Source organism: Echinicola pacifica DSM 19836 (assembly GCF_000373245.1).
In the GTDB taxonomy this organism is placed as follows: domain Bacteria; phylum Bacteroidota; class Bacteroidia; order Cytophagales; family Cyclobacteriaceae; genus Echinicola; species Echinicola pacifica.
In genome coordinates, this window is sequence record NZ_KB890738.1 from 619751 (window position 1) to 636156 (window position 16406).

The following is a 16406-nucleotide window of genomic DNA, read 5'->3' on the forward strand; positions in this document are numbered from 1 at the left end:
CCAAAGGGGGCAAGAAGATCAGCCTCGGCCCGATTCGAAGCGATCCCATAACCTGTCAAACTCCTTCTCGAAGGTCCGGACGGTGTGCACATCATCCAATAGCACGATATTTTCATAGTTTTGGCTGGCCGCAGAGCGGGTCCAATTATAACTACCAGTAAGTACTTTTTTCCGATCAAATATCGCAAATTTATGATGCATATGCGCAGGGCTATGATCAGTCTGTACGGCCAGGCCTTCCTCACGAAGAAGGTCAATATCTGAGCCTAAATCAAAGACTTTTTCATCATCGGAAATTATTTTTATAGGTATATTTCGGCGTTGGGCCTCGATGATTTCATTGGTAATTTGGTTATCACTAATGGTAAATACACAAATGTGGATAATTGACTGGGCCATCCGCAATTCCTGTATTATGGCATCTCTGCAGGCATTTCCTGGGCTGAAAAAGGCCGAACCATAGGCTGTGGCCGTTTCTTTTTGCTGCAAAAGCTTCACTGCTTCATAAAACCATTGCAGCAGATTCTGCGTATCGACATCCTGCGTCCGAGCCTGTGCCAGCTGGCAAATATCCGACATCAGCACTTGCCGCTCATGCATCGTCAAGTCGGCTACCTCCGACTTGATTTCTCGCTTTTCGGATCGTGATAAGGCGTGATCTTCTAAGCTTATTTTAAACTCATCCAAAAGGTGATCCAAGGTGTTCATATCCTAAATCTTTAATTGTATAGAAAAATATAGGTTAAAAATACTGGAATAAAGTAAGCAAACCTAGAGACTGAGAAAAGGCTTCTGGAATGAAGGACAATTGCCAGGCAGCACAAATACCAAGCTCCGACAGCATTCCATTTGCCAATCCATGCGACTCCCTATAGGCGATTTACAGTTCTGAAGATTGATAAATGTCATTGCTGGGCTTCTATAAATCCAGCAACTTCCAGTGTGGATAAGTAGAAAATCCCCTATCAAATAGCCCTAAAAAGTGCTTTCCACGCTGGAGCAAGCAAAAAAAACACCCGCCAAAAATTGCTTTTGGGCGGGTGTAAAATGGTATTGGCTGTTAAGCCCTATTCTTAGTATATACCGATATAGAAAGCATCAGCACCCGTTTGAAGAGAAGCACCCTTAGTAAATCCGTCGGCAGTCTCATTTGCTGGATCGAAGATATACACATTTCCTCCTTCACCAAGTGGAGCAAGGGCCATGTGGAATTTACCATCAATCATCTTACCACTCTGGTATTGTCTTAGCCATAAGCCATCAGGAACATTCATCTCCACCGCTTTATTATTATATACATCCACTCTGGCTACAGAATAGTTATTATCACCTTCGATGTCCAGATTAGCATAAGGCACATATCCGATGCCGTTGCCCACATAGAACCAACCGTAAGATCTTACCCGCTGACCGAGAAGCTCAGAAAGGTTAAAGCTATAGTTATCATCATAATCGCCATTGGAGATTTTCAGGATGAATGTATCATCATTTTCGTCCAAAGTGGTTACTATCTGATAGATATCATCATTCTCATCTACATGAGCCACAGGAGTTCTGTAGCCATTGGTAGCACCCTTAGCTCCACCTGCGGTGGTACCGATGATTCGTGGATTGGTAAGACTTGGGAAGTCCAGCACCATCGTCTCCACATTAGTGTTATTAGGAACTATAGTTCTGGAGTCTGGATCATTAGGATCAAAACCACTACGGCTAAGACCATAATATAACTTATCACCCACAACTACCGGAGCATCGATACGACCTACATAGTCCAGGCCATTATCACCGCTGGTAGGAATCTCAAATTTTTCGATAGTTTGCATATCAAGGTTCTCCAATGAAAGTAAAACTATACTTGCATTGGCCTGCTTCATGGTGACTGCACCGGAAGTTTCATCCACATAATTTTCGGTTTGCACATAATGTAACATGGCATACTCATCATTCAATGGAGTAATACGTGGATTAGCTGTACCAATGGCGTATTCCACATTCACCTCAGAAAGCTGGGTATAAGACTCACCACCATTTACCTGAAACTTATACACACGGCCTCCACCGTAATCCAGGTCATAAAGGTTGCTTCCATCAGTGGATTGGAAGATCCGTGCCGTACGAGTAGAAGGCACTTCAAAGCCATAGGCATTAAAAGAAATAGACCGATCTGCACCGAAGTCCTCAAGACTCTGGACAAAAGTAACAGACTCACCAGTGGATCCGGCACCCAAAGCAATCGTATGATGAGCCTCAGTGGTCCCCGGCTGCGGAGTAGGCTCAGAATCATCAGTACAGGCTCCCAGGCTCAAAGTCAAGCCTGCAACTAAAGCGGCAATTTTGGTAGAATAGTTGTTCATTTTCGTATATTTTTAAAATATTAATTACAATAGATTATAAGTAAGCTTGGCATAGAAAGCCCTTCCTGGCTTCTGCAAGGCCCAATTGTCAAATACCTGCTCATCCGTAATGTTTTTTACATCAAAACTAAAGGTGAATCGCTGGCTCGGAACGGTATAGGAGCCACCAATGGAATGTACCATTTGGCTGGGAATGACATTCTTACCCGCGCTTCCCAGGCTCTCCCAGTTGCGGAAATAATCATGCACATATCCGATATTATAATAGAAAGTGCTTCGTGAACGCTCCTGAAACCAGTTGTCTGCCGTATATCTGATATTACTGTTGGCAGTGAAGTAGGGGGCATTTCTTAGTCGATCGCCATAGTAGATATATTCGGATCCATATTGGTCATATTGCTGATTAAATCGCGCATTGAAGACCGAGACGCCTAGCATCCAGGTAAGCTTATTGTCATAAGAATAGCTCAGCTCCGTATCAAAACCCTTGCTCAGGATTCTATCATTATTTTCAAATCCATAGGTCTCCGCCTGCTCTGAGGCCACCACCTGGCGGATCATATCCAGTGTATTTCTGTAGAATACATTGAAATTCATTTGGAAAGAGTGCTTATTCCAGTGCAAGGCCTCTAAGTTGAATCCCAAATTGGCATTATAACTTTGCTCTGGATCCAGCTCATAGGAAGGGTCGATAGCCTCTGCATCGTTCCCGAATACCTCATTGCCGGTGGGCATACGAATGGCTTTTTCGGCGGAAGCCGTAAGCTGAAACTTCGGAAAAATATAGTATCCCAGCGCTAGACCATACCCACCAAAACTGCTGGTTTTGCTGTATTCATATGGAACAGGCGTGCTGCTAAATCGCTCATATTCCACATCCTTTAGGCTCACCGTTTGGTTATAGTATTTGTAAAACAAGGAGGTCTTAAGCTTATTATCGATACCATTGGCGTTCAGAAAGACCCCTGTGATATTCTTGTTCAGGTAGCGGGTGTCGGTCAGGTCTCTGACTTCCTGTACTTGCATGGGATCATCTGGCTTCCGACTGAAATAATTGCTAAGTTGATTCACCCCAACGGTGAAGTTTTCATTGAGCTCATATTGGGCATTCAGACGAACGACGGCTTGTTTTTCCCTTGATTCATTCAAGGTAGGGCTTCCCGCCTCTGCACCGGAGGACCATTCCTCAGGCTTGCCATCCTCATTGAAATCCACCAATTCTCCATACCAGTTATAGATATAAGGAATCGTATCCACCACATTCCTCTTCAGACTGGAGTAGGAGGAAAAGAAATTCACATCCAGGCCTTCCTTAAAGAGATCTTCTTTTCTATAGCTGATGCTCGCCAGATTGGTGCTTTGGGAGGTGGAGCGATTACCATATACATTTTCCATGGTGGCGCCATGCTGGATGTCCTTTTCCATTCCGGAGCTCAACACATCCACCAAAAACTCATCCGCCCATTTCACATTGGTAAAACCCGCCGCGGCTTTGATGCCCATTGAGCGGTAGTCATCGTGAAATCGTGGTGCTTTGATATAGGTGATTTTTCCAAATTTGTCAGTGACATAAATTTGATTTCCCCATACCTTATAATTATTGTTGGAGAAATTATAGAAAGCGGAGCCTCTGAAGGTAAATCCGTTTTTGGCGTTTCGGTAATTCCCATTGATGCTGGCCTGCTGGGTATTGAAAGAGCCATAGGAGATCGAGGCGTTCAGCGTATTGGGGGATTTGGTTTTTAGGATTACGTTGACCGCTCCTCCGAGGGCATCATTGCCAAACTCGGCTGGCACCACCCCCTTATACACTTCTATGCGCTCAATCATCGAGGTAGGAATGCTATTCAATGAAAAAGAACTTCCGTAATTTTCCATAGGTATTCCATTGATAAATATTCGAATCGCATTGCCGCTAAGGCCATTGATATTGTATCGAACCCTAGAGCCTAAGCCTCCATCTTGCCTGATCCTTACGCCGGCAGTTTGATCCAGAATGTCATTGGTCTGCAGGGATTGGTTTACGAAGTTTTTGGTATCAATAGCTTTCACCGCAAATCCGCTGGTATTGATCTCCGTAGAGGTGGATTTCCCCAGCACCTCGACCTGTGATAAATTGGTCATAGATTCTTGGAGCCTTAGATTTAGCTCATGATGATTGCCGGCCTGGAGAGAGACCTGCTGCTCCAGCGGTTGGTAGCCCATAAGCTTTACGCTTAAAATCTGATCCCCGGGCAAAACCTCCGGAAGATGATAGCTTCCCGATTCATCACACATAGTATAATGATCCAATGAAGGAATCCCCACCACTGCAAATGCCAATGGCTGGCCACTTGGGTCAGTCACTGTACCACCAAGGCTGGATTTGCCCTGCTGCGCCATCACAGTTTGCAAGTGGCTAAGTAGTACTATACTTAGCAGCAAAATGGATGGGAGATTGTTATATTTATTTCTTTTTTGATTCATTACTAAAAAATCCTCAGTAAATAATTCCTATCAATTTAATATCGGCTTTATTTAGATTTAATCTATTTTGACACAAACATACGGCTAAGTCCTCTTTTCAGCAAGGCTTATTTAGATTAAATCTAAGCGATAGAAAAAATTTATTGGATTTTTGAATTGATAGATACCATCTAGGCTAATTATTATAAATAGCAAAGTCTTAGGAGGATGAAAAAAAAGCAGGGTAAAACTAAGGAGCAATGAGGTATATAGAGGACTCAAAAAAACAGGCTGATAAATAAGGTATCTATCAGCCTGTCATCGTATAAAAAGGGGTTTTTAATGTCGTTATTTTTGGCTGGCCCATACTTTTGCCAATCTTGGGGCGGCTTCGGTCAGGGCCTCAATATCTTCATCAGGAAGGGATCCATCTGGTTTTGGGCCGATATTGAGCAATAAATTAGCGCCAATATCCTTTGCATTTTGGACCATCTCGACGACTTGATCGGCAGATTTATGCTTTCCATCATCAGCTTTCATATAGCTCCAGCCATGAGGTTGCATGGTATTGCATATTTCTGTGGGCTTGCCCTGATTACGCTCAAAGGCGATCTTGGCCACTGGATATTGATTCCCCACCTTGGCATTTCCTGCTCGTTCGGGAGCACTATAATCCTCCTGCCCATTGGCTCCCTGCTTGAAGGAAATTAGCGCATGGGGAGACAATGTCCTGATAAGTGCATAGGTTTCATCCACTGGAAAGAGCTCAGGATTGGCATAATATCCCATAATGGGGTCAAACCAAATTCCGGCAATCCCAGGATATTGCGTCAGCATCTCAGTAAGCTGCTCATGCACAAAGTCCACATAATGTCTAAAATCCTCAGGTTTCTGGTATTTATAGCTAGGCTCAGGCTGTTGATAATGAGGCCTGGCCACTTCCCAACCGTCTTCAGGATTATAAAAATAAGGATGATGCCAATCTGCACCATAACTATAGTATAGAAATAAAGCCATGCCTTTGGCCTCGCAGGCATCATATAATTCTTTTACCAAATCTCTTCCGGCAGCAGCATTCATCGAATTATAATCGGTCGCCTTGGTATCGAAAAGACAAAAGCCATCATGATGCTTAGAGGTCAGCGTGATATATTTCATCCCTGCTTGCTCCGCTACCTCCACAATCCTCGCCGCGTCAAAATTCTTAGCGTCAAATTTTTCCGTCAGCTGCATATAGTCACTCAAGGGAATGGTATCCCGAAACTGCACCCAAGCGCCTTTTTCAAGGATAGAATATAGGCCATAGTGTAAAAACAAGCCGTAATCCGCTGATTCAAACCATTCAAGGTTGGCTTTACGGGGATCTTGTGCATATTCCTCGGCGTACTCAGACAAATAGGCAGGAATATCACTCGAGGGAGATTGGCAGGATATCAGACCCATACCAAGCATCATAAAGGTTAAGAGTACAATCAGGGAGTTTTTCAGATACATTATAGTGAGGCCTTAAATGAAATTTCATCTTTCACTCACCAATTTGTAAAATTCCCAAGACAATTAGGCCTAAACCCCAAAATTTTTAAAGAATATATTCCCGTTCAAAATCCCCTTTATATTCCAGCGCTTGTCGAATATGGGCAAGATGATGCTTTCCATGCCAGCTATAATGGTCTATCACGCCACCCAGACTCACCTCTCTTCTTTGTCCGGGATGGTAAAAAGTACGCTTTAGCTGAGCTTCATTCAGATTGTCCAAAAGCATCGTCCATCGCTGATGGATACCATGAAGGATTTCCAGTGAACTACTAATATCAGCGGCCATGCTATCATTAAGTTTGGCCCATTTCACCTCATCATAAGTGGTGACAACAGGCTTATGCTCGGTAAGAGCCAGTTTGCTCCTCATCAAGGCATTCATATGGCTATCAGCACAGTGATGTACCAGTTGTCTTACCGTCCAGCCATCAGGCCTATGCAGGTATTCGAGCTGCTCCTCAGTCAGTGAAGCGGTGATTTGCTCCAATTGCTCAGGAAAAGAGCTGATGTCTCTGATCCAATGTTGAATGTCTTCCTCCGAAAAATAGGTCTGCTCATGATGCTGACCAATAGGGTATTTGAGTTTCTCCAGTTCTACCGAATCCATAATAGTATGTGCTTTTGTGGTTTATGATGAATATAATATAACCTTTAAAATCATTAAGCTTCTATAAAAGTAAGGCTTAAGCAAAGGCTATGTTTACCTGCTCAAAGGCCACTCCTAAAAGCGCGCTTGAGATGGTAAAGCCTTCTAAACAAAATGAAGGCCAAATATGCCCTTTATTTTTAAATCAGGTAAAAAATACTTGTTGAAGCAAGTAAATTGCATAGGTAAGAATGTGGATAAGTAAGCGTCATAGACTGGGTATTGCCTCTATTGCATCCTTTGCTTTAGTGATTGTTAGTATTTCTTATTAGCCCTCCGGGCAAAATCATTTTCCCTTACAGTGAGGAGAATATTCTACACTATGCCTACTCCAGTGAAATTCACCCTTTAGGAATATAGCCTTTAATCTAGGCAAAAGAAAGTCAGGTTTATGTCAGGATAGAAAACAGCTAGCCCTTATATAATGCTAAGGAACTCTCGAAAAAACATACCTTGATAACTTCCATTGGATGAAATATCCTTACTGTAGGCATCTTCTATCCAATCCTTACAATTATATAAGTGAAGGAATGATCAAGATAACATCCTCATAATAGAATGCATTTTACGGTGTCTAAAAAAACCGCTACTTTTGCTTTATGGAAAATAAAGCAGTGATATTTGATATGGATGGCGTCATTTGCCATACGAACCCTTTTCATTCGCAGGCATTTGATGCATTTTTTGCCAAGCGTGGCATGCAAGCTAGCCAGGAGGAATATGCTAATCATATGTATGGAAAACCTAATAGCTATATATTTAGCCATTTCCTTCAAAAAGAGATTAGTGCTGAGGAGCTTTCCGAGCTTGAAAACGAAAAAGAAGGGCTTTTCAGGGAGATTTATGCTGATCAGGTGATGGCCGTTCCCGGTTATATGGAATTTCTTGCGGCTTTGAAAAGTGAAGGCTTCAAAACTGGTGTAGGAACTTCCGCACCGCGTGCAAATATGGACTTGATCCTCGACAGCCTGGGGATCCGCTCCAATATGGAATCCTTGATGGCCAGTGAGGACGTAAGCAGTCATAAACCAGCGCCAGAGGTTTACCTCAAATCAGCCAGTAAGCTAAGTACTGAACCCAAAAACTGTGTGGTATTTGAGGATTCTTTCTCGGGTGTTTCGGCAGCCATCAATGCAGGTATGAAGGTGGTGGGAGTGCTTACCTCTCATACCCAAGAGGAGTTGCCACCTTGCGACCTATACATCAAAGATTATACAGAAATAAACATCAAAAATATTCAGGAATTATTGGGATAAAACCAAAAGGCTTTTTTACGGCTATAAAAACGTGCAAACGTGTGGAAAAGTATCGCCATCGATATTTTCTACACGTTTTTTTATTGGCCATAGGCGGTGAGCACCAATTTCCTAGAGCCACCATAATCCCTAAATTCTCCCAAATATATGCCCTGCCATGTCCCTAGGGCCAATTTACCTGCAGAAATAGGGATCTGAACCGAACAGCCAAACATGCTGCTCTTGATATGTGCTGGCATATCATCTGGGCCTTCATAGGTGTGGATAAACCGTGGATAACTTTCTGGAACCATGTCATTAATGAACGTTTCGAAGTCCTTGCGTACAGTAGGATCGGCATTTTCATTAATGGTAAGCCCAGCAGAGGTATGCTGGATAAATACCTGAAGCATACCCACTTTAATCTCTCGAATCTCTGGAATGGCCGACTCCACCTCATCCGTAATCAGGTGAAACCCTCGAGAAAATGGTCGTAGCTTAAGATGTTTTTGATAGCATTTCATATCCTACAAAACTACACAGCAGCCAGCACAAATTAAAAGAAAAATTCAAAGCAGTGACTCTGGCGTTAATTAATAAAAGCTAATTAACAAACTGACTTCTTATATCTCATTGTTACGGATTGAATCACTGAAAAAGCCTCCTCACTGTGCATAGTAATCTAAAACATTAGCATAATCTATAGTACCGCACCAATTATGAATGAACTATAAGCCAGCTCCTAAAAAGAAAAAAAATCTATATGGGATTCTTAAATATAAAATCACTTGATATAAAAAAGTATGTGCAATGAAATAAGAATACTTAGTATATGCAAACTAACAAGCTCGTAACAGTGAGCCGAGATTAGGAAAATAAGCGCATATAGACCTCATCCAATTTGGAAACAGGAATAACCTCAATGCCAAATGTGGATAAGTCAACACCCTTAACCGCATACCGGGAAACAATTATTTTTTTAAAACCTAGCTTATCCGCTTCAGCAATGCGGTTTTCTATACGATTGACCGCACGGATTTCACCACCAAGGCCCACTTCCCCTGCAAAACACATTCCCGAAGAGATAGGAGAGTCCTCATACGAAGACAGCAGGGCTGCACAAACCGCCAGATCCAAACCTGGATCATCCACACGCATACCTCCAGCCACATTCAGAAACACATCTTGCTGTCCCAGCCGCATTCCTCCACGTTTCTCCAGCACCGCCAGCAGCATATTCAGCCTTTTAGCATCATGACCCGTGCTGCTCCGTTGCGGTGTGCCATAAGTCGCCGGGCTGATCAAAGATTGGATTTCAATAAGCAGTGGACGATTGCCCTCCAGCATCGCACCGATTGCCACGCCGTTAAGCACTTCATCGCCCTGACTCAGTAGAATTTCGGAGGGATTAGCCACTTCCCGAAGACCATCAGAGCGCATCTCGTAAATACCCAACTCATTGGTCGATCCAAAACGGTTTTTGGAAGTCCGCAAAATCCGATAGGAAAGATGTCGATCCCCTTCAAACTGCAAAACGGTATCCACCATATGTTCCAACATCTTGGGACCAGCGATGGAGCCATCCTTAGTAATGTGCCCAATCAGAAAAACCGGGGTTCCCGTTTCTTTGGCAAACTTCATTAATTCTGCGGTGCATTCTCTCACTTGAGAGACCGAGCCAGCGGCAGATTCCACATGCTTACTATGCAAAGTCTGGATGGAGTCGATCACCAAAATATCGGGTTGCACCGCCTCCACCTGCTGAAAGATATTTTGGGTATTAGTTTCTGATAACACATAGCAATGATCAGAATGATGCTTCATCCTGTCGGCGCGCATTTTTATCTGGCTTTCACTTTCCTCCCCGGACACATAGAGCACCTTGGTTTGGTTAAGAATCAGCGCAATTTGCAGCATCAGAGTGGACTTACCTATGCCGGGCTCTCCACCAATAAGGGTAAGTGATCCCGGCACAATTCCTCCTCCTAAGACCCGATCCAATTCGGCATCTTTGGTGACTAATCTAGGGTGCTCTTCAAAGTTTATCTCCTGTAATTTCCTGGGCGAATTCGTCCTCTTCGTAGCGCCCGAATTGCTTTTCCAGCTTCCACGGCCAGTTTCCTCCTTGTGTATAACCTCTTCTACATAGGTATTCCACTCATTGCAAGCAGGACATTTACCCACCCATTTTGGGCTTTGGTTTCCACAATTCTGACAGAAAAAAGCAGTCTTAATTTTCGGCATACAGGATTATAATTAATTAGGAACAAGGCCAGTTATCCACCTTACAACAGATACTCTTCCTATTCCGGAGGGATATAGATTTTAATAATCGTTCCTCACTTATCCACCAATTTATTCCGCAGCCAAAAACTTACGAAAATGGTCACTTCGTGTAGGAAAAGGATCCTCTAAGGAAGATCATTATCGCTCCCTAAGGCGCTCTTAAATAAATGTGGATAATTGATTTTTAGTGGGCTTCCAGCCAGTCATTTCCGACTCCCACTTCTACCTTCATTGGTACATCGATTTCCAGGGCTTCAGTCATCAGGATGGGTATATGCTTTTGCAGCAATTCCACCTCATCCTTATGCGCATCAAAGACCAATTCATCATGTACTTGAAGAATCATCTTAGATTTCAGCTTTTGATCCTGCATCCACTTATGGACGTGGATCATGGCAACCTTTATCATATCGGCGGCACTTCCCTGGATAGGCGCATTAATGGCATTTCGCTCCGAAAACCCACGCATAGTGGCATTTCGGCTATTGATATCACGCAAATAACGTCTTCGGCCCAAGATGGTTTCTACATATTCATCTTTACGCGCCTTTTCAATACAGTTATTCATATACTCACTTACCGCTGGAAACTCCTTAAAGTAAGCATCTATAATTTCTTTGGCCTCGCCACGGGGAATATTTAGCCGCTGTGAAAGCCCAAAAGCTGAAATACCATAGATAATCCCAAAATTTGCCGTTTTGGCTTTTCTTCGCATATCAGAGCTTACCTCCTCCAATGGCACACCAAATATCTTAGCAGCTGTGGTGCTGTGGATATCTCTGCCTTCGCTAAATGCTTCAATCATCGATTCATCCTTCGAAAAAGCCGCCATAATCCTTAACTCGATCTGGCTATAATCAGCCGCCAGGATCACATGATCTTTGTCCCTAGGCACAAATGCCTTTCGGATCTCCCGACCTCGCTCTGTACGCACAGGGATATTCTGTAAGTTGGGATTTACAGAGGACAATCGACCAGTAGCTGCAACCGTCTGATTATAAGAGGTATGTATCCTTCCAGTTTTAGAATTGATTAAAGTCGGAAGGGTATCCACATAGGTATTCTTCAGCTTAACCAACTCTCTAAATTCCAATATCCTCTGGGCTATCTCATGCTTTGGTGCCAATCGCGATAGTACTTCCTCACCTGTGGCAAATTGACCCGTTTTTGTTTTCTTAGCTTTAGGATCAAGTTCCATCTTTATAAACAGCACTTCCCCCAACTGCTTTGGCGATGCTAAATTAAAAGTGGTGCCCGCCAGTTCGAAAACTTCCGCTTCTATTCTTTTGATATCCGTCTCCAAGGTCAGCGATAAGGCGGCCAGGCTTTCGGTATCTATGCTTATACCTTCAAATTCCATAGCAGCCAAAACAGGGATAAGAGGTGTTTCTACTTCATAGAAAAGCTTTTCGAGCTTATTTTCCTTGAGGCCAGGATTAAGTTTTTGGGCAAGCTGAAGGGTAATATCAGCATCCTCAGAGGCATACTCCACGACCTTATCCACATCAACATCGCGCATATTACCCTGTGATTTTCCTTTTTTACCTATGAGACTCTCGATAGATACCGGCTTATAATTCAGGTAATGCTCCGCCAGCCAATCCATATTATGCTTGCCTTCGGGCTCGATCAGATAGTGCGCCAACATGGTATCATATAAGGTGCCCTCCACTTCAAGCCCATAATTCTTCAATACCAGCACATCATATTTTATATTTTGGCCTATCTTGACGATTTCCTTATTTTCAAAAACCTCCTTCAGAGGCTCCAATAGTTCCTTGCACTTATCCACATCTGCTGGTAATGGAAGGTAAAAAGCCTCTCCAGCCACATAAGCGAAGGAAATCCCTACCAGCTCAGCCTCATTTGGATTCAAACTGGTAGTTTCTGTATCGAAACAAAATTCCTCTTGAACCTTAAGATAGGATATCAACTCTTTGAGCTCCTCTAATCCATTAATCTTATGGTAGGAATGCACTTTGGAACTAATCGTATCAGCGATCTGAAGGGTTGGTATGGGATCCAATGCTTCTTCTTCTTCACTTACTTCGTCTTGATCCGTAGTTCCAGTAAAAAGACCTAACTGCTCATTCACATCTACTTTTGGCTTCTTCAGCGCTTCGCCAAACACACGCTTGGTGAGGGTTCTAAATTCCAATTCTGCAAATAAGGACTTCAATTTTTCCTCATTTGGTCCAGTATATTCAAGTGCTTTAGGTACAAATTCTATAGGTACATTTTGCATGATGGTAGCGAGCTCCTTGGAGAGCAGACCTTGCTCACCGAAGTTTTCCACATTTTCCTTTTGCTTACCTTTTAACTCGTGGGTATTTTGGAGCAATCCTTCGATAGTGCCATAGGCCTTCAGGAGTTTCTTGGCTGTTTTCTCACCGATTCCTGGGATCCCCGGAATATTATCCACTGCATCTCCCATAAGCCCAAGGATATCCCTTACCTGATCGGGAGATTCAATTTCCCATTTTTCACAAATCTCCTTTACCCCCATGATATCCACCGCATTTCCCATGAAAGCAGGTTTATACAGAAATATATGTTCCTCCACCAGCTGTCCATAATCCTTATCAGGCGTCATCATAAACACCTCAAAATCCTTATATTCAGCTTTCTTGGCGATGGTGCCTATGATATCATCAGCCTCATAGCCATCCAGCTCCAAAATGGGGATGTCAAACCCTTCCACAATCTGCTTTACCCAGGGAATACCAATGGATATATCCTCGGGTGTCTCCTGCCTATTGGCCTTATACGCCTCAAACTGCTCATGACGAAAAGTAGGAGCGGAAGTATCAAAAGCCACCGCGATATGCGTGGGGCGCTGTTTCTCCAGCACTTCCAATAAGGTATTGGTAAAACCTAACATCACTCCTGTATTGAGCCCTTTTGAGTTGATGCGGGGATTTTTGCTAAACGCAAAATGTGCCCGATAGATAAGGGCCATGGCATCTAAAAGGAATAATTTTTTCTTGTCTGTGCTGGACATGGATATAATCTGCTTGTTATGTTTGACTTAGCCCAAAAGTGAAAATTCAGCCTTGGGCATGGAAAGCTAAATTACAAATTAATCGCCCAATCCCGCAACAGGATCTGTAAATAGCTGGGGAATCCTTCAATCATTCGCCCCCCTTCAGAAATTGACCTCTCATGATAACTTTTGCATGATAAGAGACGAAATTAAGCGCTATAAGAACCAGCCAACTCCACCAATAAGACATTAAACCTGAGACTTTTGCAAGATTATATTTGTTGACCTACAATTTTTGGTTTGATATTTGATAATTATGGCCTAATTATTAAAACCTAGTTTCTGTTGACCATAATCATTATTATTACACTAAATATAAAATTCATAATCCATAATTATTAACCATTGATAGATATGAAAAAAATAAGCTACTTTTTAGCAATTATGTTCTGCTTCCTAGCCTTTTCACCCGCTGTGAATGCAGCAGGCTTGAGTAAAGACAAAGAGGAAACTGAATTGAGTCCGGAAGACGAAGCAAGACTTGAGGAAATGAAAGCTCGCGTCGATGAAATCAAAAGCATGGACCTAAGCGAGCTCAGCAAGGACGAGAGAAAAGAAGTCCGTGAAGAATTAAGAGGAATGAAAAAGGAGGCTAAAGCAATGGGAGATGGAATTTACCTATCGGTTGGTGCCATTATCGTCATCTTGCTAATTCTAATCCTAGTAACCTAATTAGCTATTATTCAGCTTTTTATAATTACACAAAAATATCCCAAATCCTCGAAAAGCGACTTTAAAAGCTTCGAAGATTTATGGGATATTTTTTTTATGGCATGACGGATTGAAGCTTTTCCCAAGTTTCCTCCTGGATGATTGACTGATCCACCTTATCCCAATCCTCATATTCTTCCAAAATGTTGTTTGCTCTTTCCTGGCTATCTGGATGTGTACTAATCCAATATAGTGCGTCGGGCATATCACTGTTTAGAGTACTCAGCATATACATAAAATCTGCCAAATGAATGGGATTTATCCCTGCTGCATCGAGGTATTGTGCCGATTGACTATCCGCCTCACGCTCCTCATCACGGTCAAAGGAAGTTGAAGAGAGATGACGAAGGATATCATGGATCATTCCCCCGGAATTGCCAGTGCTTGCAGAAACCAGAATCGCAAGTCCCATTTCTCTAACCAAACGATGCATGACATGCTTCTGGGTAATATGCCCCATCTCATGGCCAATGACGCCAGCAAGCTGCCGATGATCCGTAACTTGATTGATTAGACCCGAATTAATTATTAGATGTCCATCGGGAAGAGCAAAAGCATTGACCTCTGACTTATCCACAATATGGATTTTAAAGTTTTCACGAGGAAGGTCATTCGCCTCACATAGTGCATTCACCAAGGAATCAACCGTGTCCACGATAAATTCATCCTTTAGTTCCTGACCATTATAAGAGTACAATCTCCACAATTGCTCACCTAATTTTTCTTCTAAGGCATTTTTTGAATCAGATTGACCGAGCCACTGGTCCCAGGGAAATTTGGATAAGCCCCACCAGCAAGCAAGAAAGAGTAAGATGGTGAGTAAGCCTTGAATTATGGTTTTAGCGATCATTTGGCAGGGCAGATAAGGTGAGTAAGATTCCCATAAAACCACCATTCTACATGAATCCCCTTACGGGTCTGAATAGCGGTATAGATAGTAGCAGCGAACTCGGCCAAATTAAACAATACCAAGGTCACCATATATCCCATATACTGATTCGTGAAATCAACATCCCCCATAAAAACCGAAACTGTCCACCAGAAACCTACGCTGTTGGTGCCGAGCAGAAACACCTGCGAAACCAAGGCCTGAGTACAATGCCAACGGACAAAATAGGTTCCTTTGCGATTGCTCAGATAAAAGAACAAGGTCGCAAGAAGATTTACTATGGGCAAAGGCAGGCCGGCTATTGCCGCAATAAGGGACATCAAATAGCTATTTGAAGCCTTTTCGGTTTCATAATCATGAGGTCGATAAGGAAATTGGCGTATTTGTATCATAATTCTTTTATAATATTCCAAGCCCAATTCATCAATACCAACAGCACCAAAGGAATCGCCAAGCCGGGTCGTTTTAATTGCTTCTCCAGCTTATTAAAAGTTATCCACAGCGATTCTGATCCGGAAATTAAGTCCGTGATTAACCAAATAGGACCAATACTGAGGATAAGAAAAATAATAAAACCCAAGGGATTAATCATAGCAGCAGAAAGGAAGTCACCATGAAAAATTTCCATTAATGAACGGGTGGACCCGCAGGAGGGGCAGGGGATTCCAGCTACAATCTTCAGCGGGCATACCACCAAACCAGCATGCCTGGATACCGCTAGTAACTGGTATCCGATCCATGCGTAAGACAGGATAAACCCTAGCCCCAAAAATGTGTATAAGTTATTCCTGTTCGCTTTCATTAGGCATATGAGCTAGCGTCTGTCTAAGCTTTTCGCCATTTTTTTCCTTTGCTACACCTTGAATTAGAAACCAATCCACAATGGTCCATACTCCAAATCCTCCACAGGTTAGCAGTTTGGCCACGCCTAAACCTACATCCCCAAGCATAAAACGATCAATACCCAAGGAACCCGCCAATACGGATATCACCTGAATGGAAGTAGGGTCATGAAAATCCTGCATATATACCGCCTGCCAGTCGCTTTCTCTTAGCCCGGTTAGACGATTGTAAATATTTGAGATCTGATAGTTTTCAAAGTGTTTCCCTTTGACCATCAAAAATAGGTCAACTTTACTTATACTCATATTTCAGTTAGGTTTAGATTATAAATGAATCTTATACACAAAAATCAAGAGATGAATTATGCGAAAAAACCATTCATTGATAAATTTAGGAGCTAAATATATCAATTTATTGT

14 protein-coding genes are annotated in these 16406 nt (G+C 42.7%); 2 read left to right on the top strand and 12 right to left on the bottom strand.

The window, feature by feature from the left end; all coding sequences use genetic code 11:
- Positions 1-18: 18 nt before the first annotated feature.
- The 5 genes from B050_RS0102560 to B050_RS0102580 all read right to left on the bottom strand — a co-directional run bounded on the left by B050_RS0102560 (position 19) and on the right by B050_RS0102580 (position 6942).
- Entirely contained in the window at positions 19-708 is a 690-nt protein-coding gene (locus B050_RS0102560) for a phospholipase D-like domain-containing protein (RefSeq protein ID WP_018472314.1), read from the bottom strand.
- Between the two features lie 365 nt (positions 709-1073).
- Positions 1074-2354 carry a hypothetical protein gene (locus tag B050_RS0102565; protein ID WP_018472315.1) on the bottom strand — a complete coding sequence of 427 codons (1281 nt, stop codon included), beginning with the start codon at positions 2352-2354 and terminating at the stop codon, positions 1074-1076.
- Positions 2355-2378: 24 nt separating this feature from the next.
- Entirely contained in the window at positions 2379-4820 is a 2442-nt protein-coding gene (locus B050_RS0102570; RefSeq protein WP_044201492.1) for a TonB-dependent receptor, read from the bottom strand.
- 327 nt (positions 4821-5147) lie between these two features.
- Positions 5148-6293, bottom strand: a complete 1146-nt coding sequence (locus B050_RS21975) for an alpha-L-fucosidase (protein ID WP_018472317.1) — start codon at positions 6291-6293, stop codon at positions 5148-5150.
- Positions 6294-6378: 85 nt separating this feature from the next.
- Positions 6379-6942 carry a YfiT family bacillithiol transferase gene (locus B050_RS0102580; RefSeq protein ID WP_018472318.1) on the bottom strand — a complete coding sequence of 188 codons (564 nt, stop codon included), beginning with the start codon at positions 6940-6942 and terminating at the stop codon, positions 6379-6381.
- A gap of 638 nt (positions 6943-7580) precedes the next feature.
- Between B050_RS0102580 and B050_RS0102590 the strand changes: the two genes are divergently transcribed.
- Positions 7581-8237: an HAD family hydrolase gene (locus B050_RS0102590; protein WP_018472320.1), complete on the top strand. Its 657-nt coding sequence runs from the start codon at positions 7581-7583 to the stop codon at positions 8235-8237.
- Positions 8238-8317: 80 nt separating this feature from the next.
- Here the strand turns inward: B050_RS0102590 and B050_RS0102595 are convergent, their stop codons facing one another.
- The 3 genes from B050_RS0102595 to polA form a co-directional block, all read right to left on the bottom strand.
- A complete protein-coding gene (locus B050_RS0102595) occupies positions 8318-8740 on the bottom strand; it encodes a secondary thiamine-phosphate synthase enzyme YjbQ (RefSeq protein WP_018472321.1) in 423 nt (140 codons plus the stop codon).
- Positions 8741-9083: 343 nt separating this feature from the next.
- The gene (gene radA, locus B050_RS0102600) at positions 9084-10460 is read right to left on the bottom strand and encodes a DNA repair protein RadA (RefSeq protein WP_018472322.1); all 1377 of its coding nucleotides are present in this window, start codon (positions 10458-10460) and stop codon (positions 9084-9086) included.
- Positions 10461-10686: 226 nt separating this feature from the next.
- Positions 10687-13503 (bottom strand): DNA polymerase I, encoded by a 2817-nt coding sequence (polA, locus tag B050_RS0102605; protein WP_018472323.1) that lies wholly within the window; start codon positions 13501-13503, stop codon positions 10687-10689.
- A gap of 396 nt (positions 13504-13899) precedes the next feature.
- On the opposite strand from polA, the gene B050_RS0102610 reads away from it, so the two are divergent.
- Positions 13900-14217, top strand: a complete 318-nt coding sequence (locus B050_RS0102610) for a hypothetical protein (protein WP_018472324.1) — start codon at positions 13900-13902, stop codon at positions 14215-14217.
- Positions 14218-14311: 94 nt separating this feature from the next.
- Here the strand turns inward: B050_RS0102610 and B050_RS0102615 are convergent, their stop codons facing one another.
- From B050_RS0102615 to B050_RS0102630, 4 genes are read right to left on the bottom strand one after another with little or no spacing between them, the layout of a single operon-like run.
- Positions 14312-15106, bottom strand: a complete 795-nt coding sequence (locus tag B050_RS0102615; RefSeq protein WP_018472325.1) for a M48 family metallopeptidase — start codon at positions 15104-15106, stop codon at positions 14312-14314.
- On the bottom strand, positions 15103-15537 hold the full coding sequence (locus B050_RS0102620; protein WP_018472326.1) for a DUF4870 domain-containing protein: 435 nt from the start codon (positions 15535-15537) through the stop codon (positions 15103-15105). The genes B050_RS0102615 and B050_RS0102620 overlap by 4 nt, the downstream gene beginning before the upstream one ends.
- On the bottom strand, positions 15534-15947 hold the full coding sequence (locus B050_RS0102625) for a DUF2752 domain-containing protein (protein WP_018472327.1): 414 nt from the start codon (positions 15945-15947) through the stop codon (positions 15534-15536). The genes B050_RS0102620 and B050_RS0102625 overlap by 4 nt, the downstream gene beginning before the upstream one ends.
- A complete protein-coding gene (locus B050_RS0102630) occupies positions 15928-16293 on the bottom strand; it encodes a TM2 domain-containing protein (protein WP_018472328.1) in 366 nt (121 codons plus the stop codon). The genes B050_RS0102625 and B050_RS0102630 overlap by 20 nt, the downstream gene beginning before the upstream one ends.
- Positions 16294-16406: the final 113 nt, after the last annotated feature.

Bases quoted from the DNA above. Each gene is read 5' to 3' on its own strand.
- B050_RS0102560 (WP_018472314.1), bottom strand. From the start codon at position 708: ATGAACACCTTGGATCACCTTTTGGATGAGTTTAAAATAAGCTTAGAA.
- B050_RS0102565 (WP_018472315.1), bottom strand. From the start codon at position 2,354: ATGAACAACTATTCTACCAAAATTGCCGCTTTAGTTGCAGGCTTGACT.
- B050_RS0102570 (WP_044201492.1), bottom strand. From the start codon at position 4,820: ATGAATCAAAAAAGAAATAAATATAACAATCTCCCATCCATTTTGCTG.
- B050_RS21975 (WP_018472317.1), bottom strand. From the start codon at position 6,293: ATGTATCTGAAAAACTCCCTGATTGTACTCTTAACCTTTATGATGCTT.
- B050_RS0102580 (WP_018472318.1), bottom strand. From the start codon at position 6,942: ATGGATTCGGTAGAACTGGAGAAACTCAAATACCCTATTGGTCAGCAT.
- B050_RS0102590 (WP_018472320.1), top strand. From the start codon at position 7,581: ATGGAAAATAAAGCAGTGATATTTGATATGGATGGCGTCATTTGCCAT.
- B050_RS0102595 (WP_018472321.1), bottom strand. From the start codon at position 8,740: ATGAAATGCTATCAAAAACATCTTAAGCTACGACCATTTTCTCGAGGG.
- radA (WP_018472322.1), bottom strand. From the start codon at position 10,460: ATGCCGAAAATTAAGACTGCTTTTTTCTGTCAGAATTGTGGAAACCAA.
- polA (WP_018472323.1), bottom strand. From the start codon at position 13,503: ATGTCCAGCACAGACAAGAAAAAATTATTCCTTTTAGATGCCATGGCC.
- B050_RS0102610 (WP_018472324.1), top strand. From the start codon at position 13,900: ATGAAAAAAATAAGCTACTTTTTAGCAATTATGTTCTGCTTCCTAGCC.
- B050_RS0102615 (WP_018472325.1), bottom strand. From the start codon at position 15,106: ATGATCGCTAAAACCATAATTCAAGGCTTACTCACCATCTTACTCTTT.
- B050_RS0102620 (WP_018472326.1), bottom strand. From the start codon at position 15,537: ATGATACAAATACGCCAATTTCCTTATCGACCTCATGATTATGAAACC.
- B050_RS0102625 (WP_018472327.1), bottom strand. From the start codon at position 15,947: ATGAAAGCGAACAGGAATAACTTATACACATTTTTGGGGCTAGGGTTT.
- B050_RS0102630 (WP_018472328.1), bottom strand. From the start codon at position 16,293: ATGAGTATAAGTAAAGTTGACCTATTTTTGATGGTCAAAGGGAAACAC.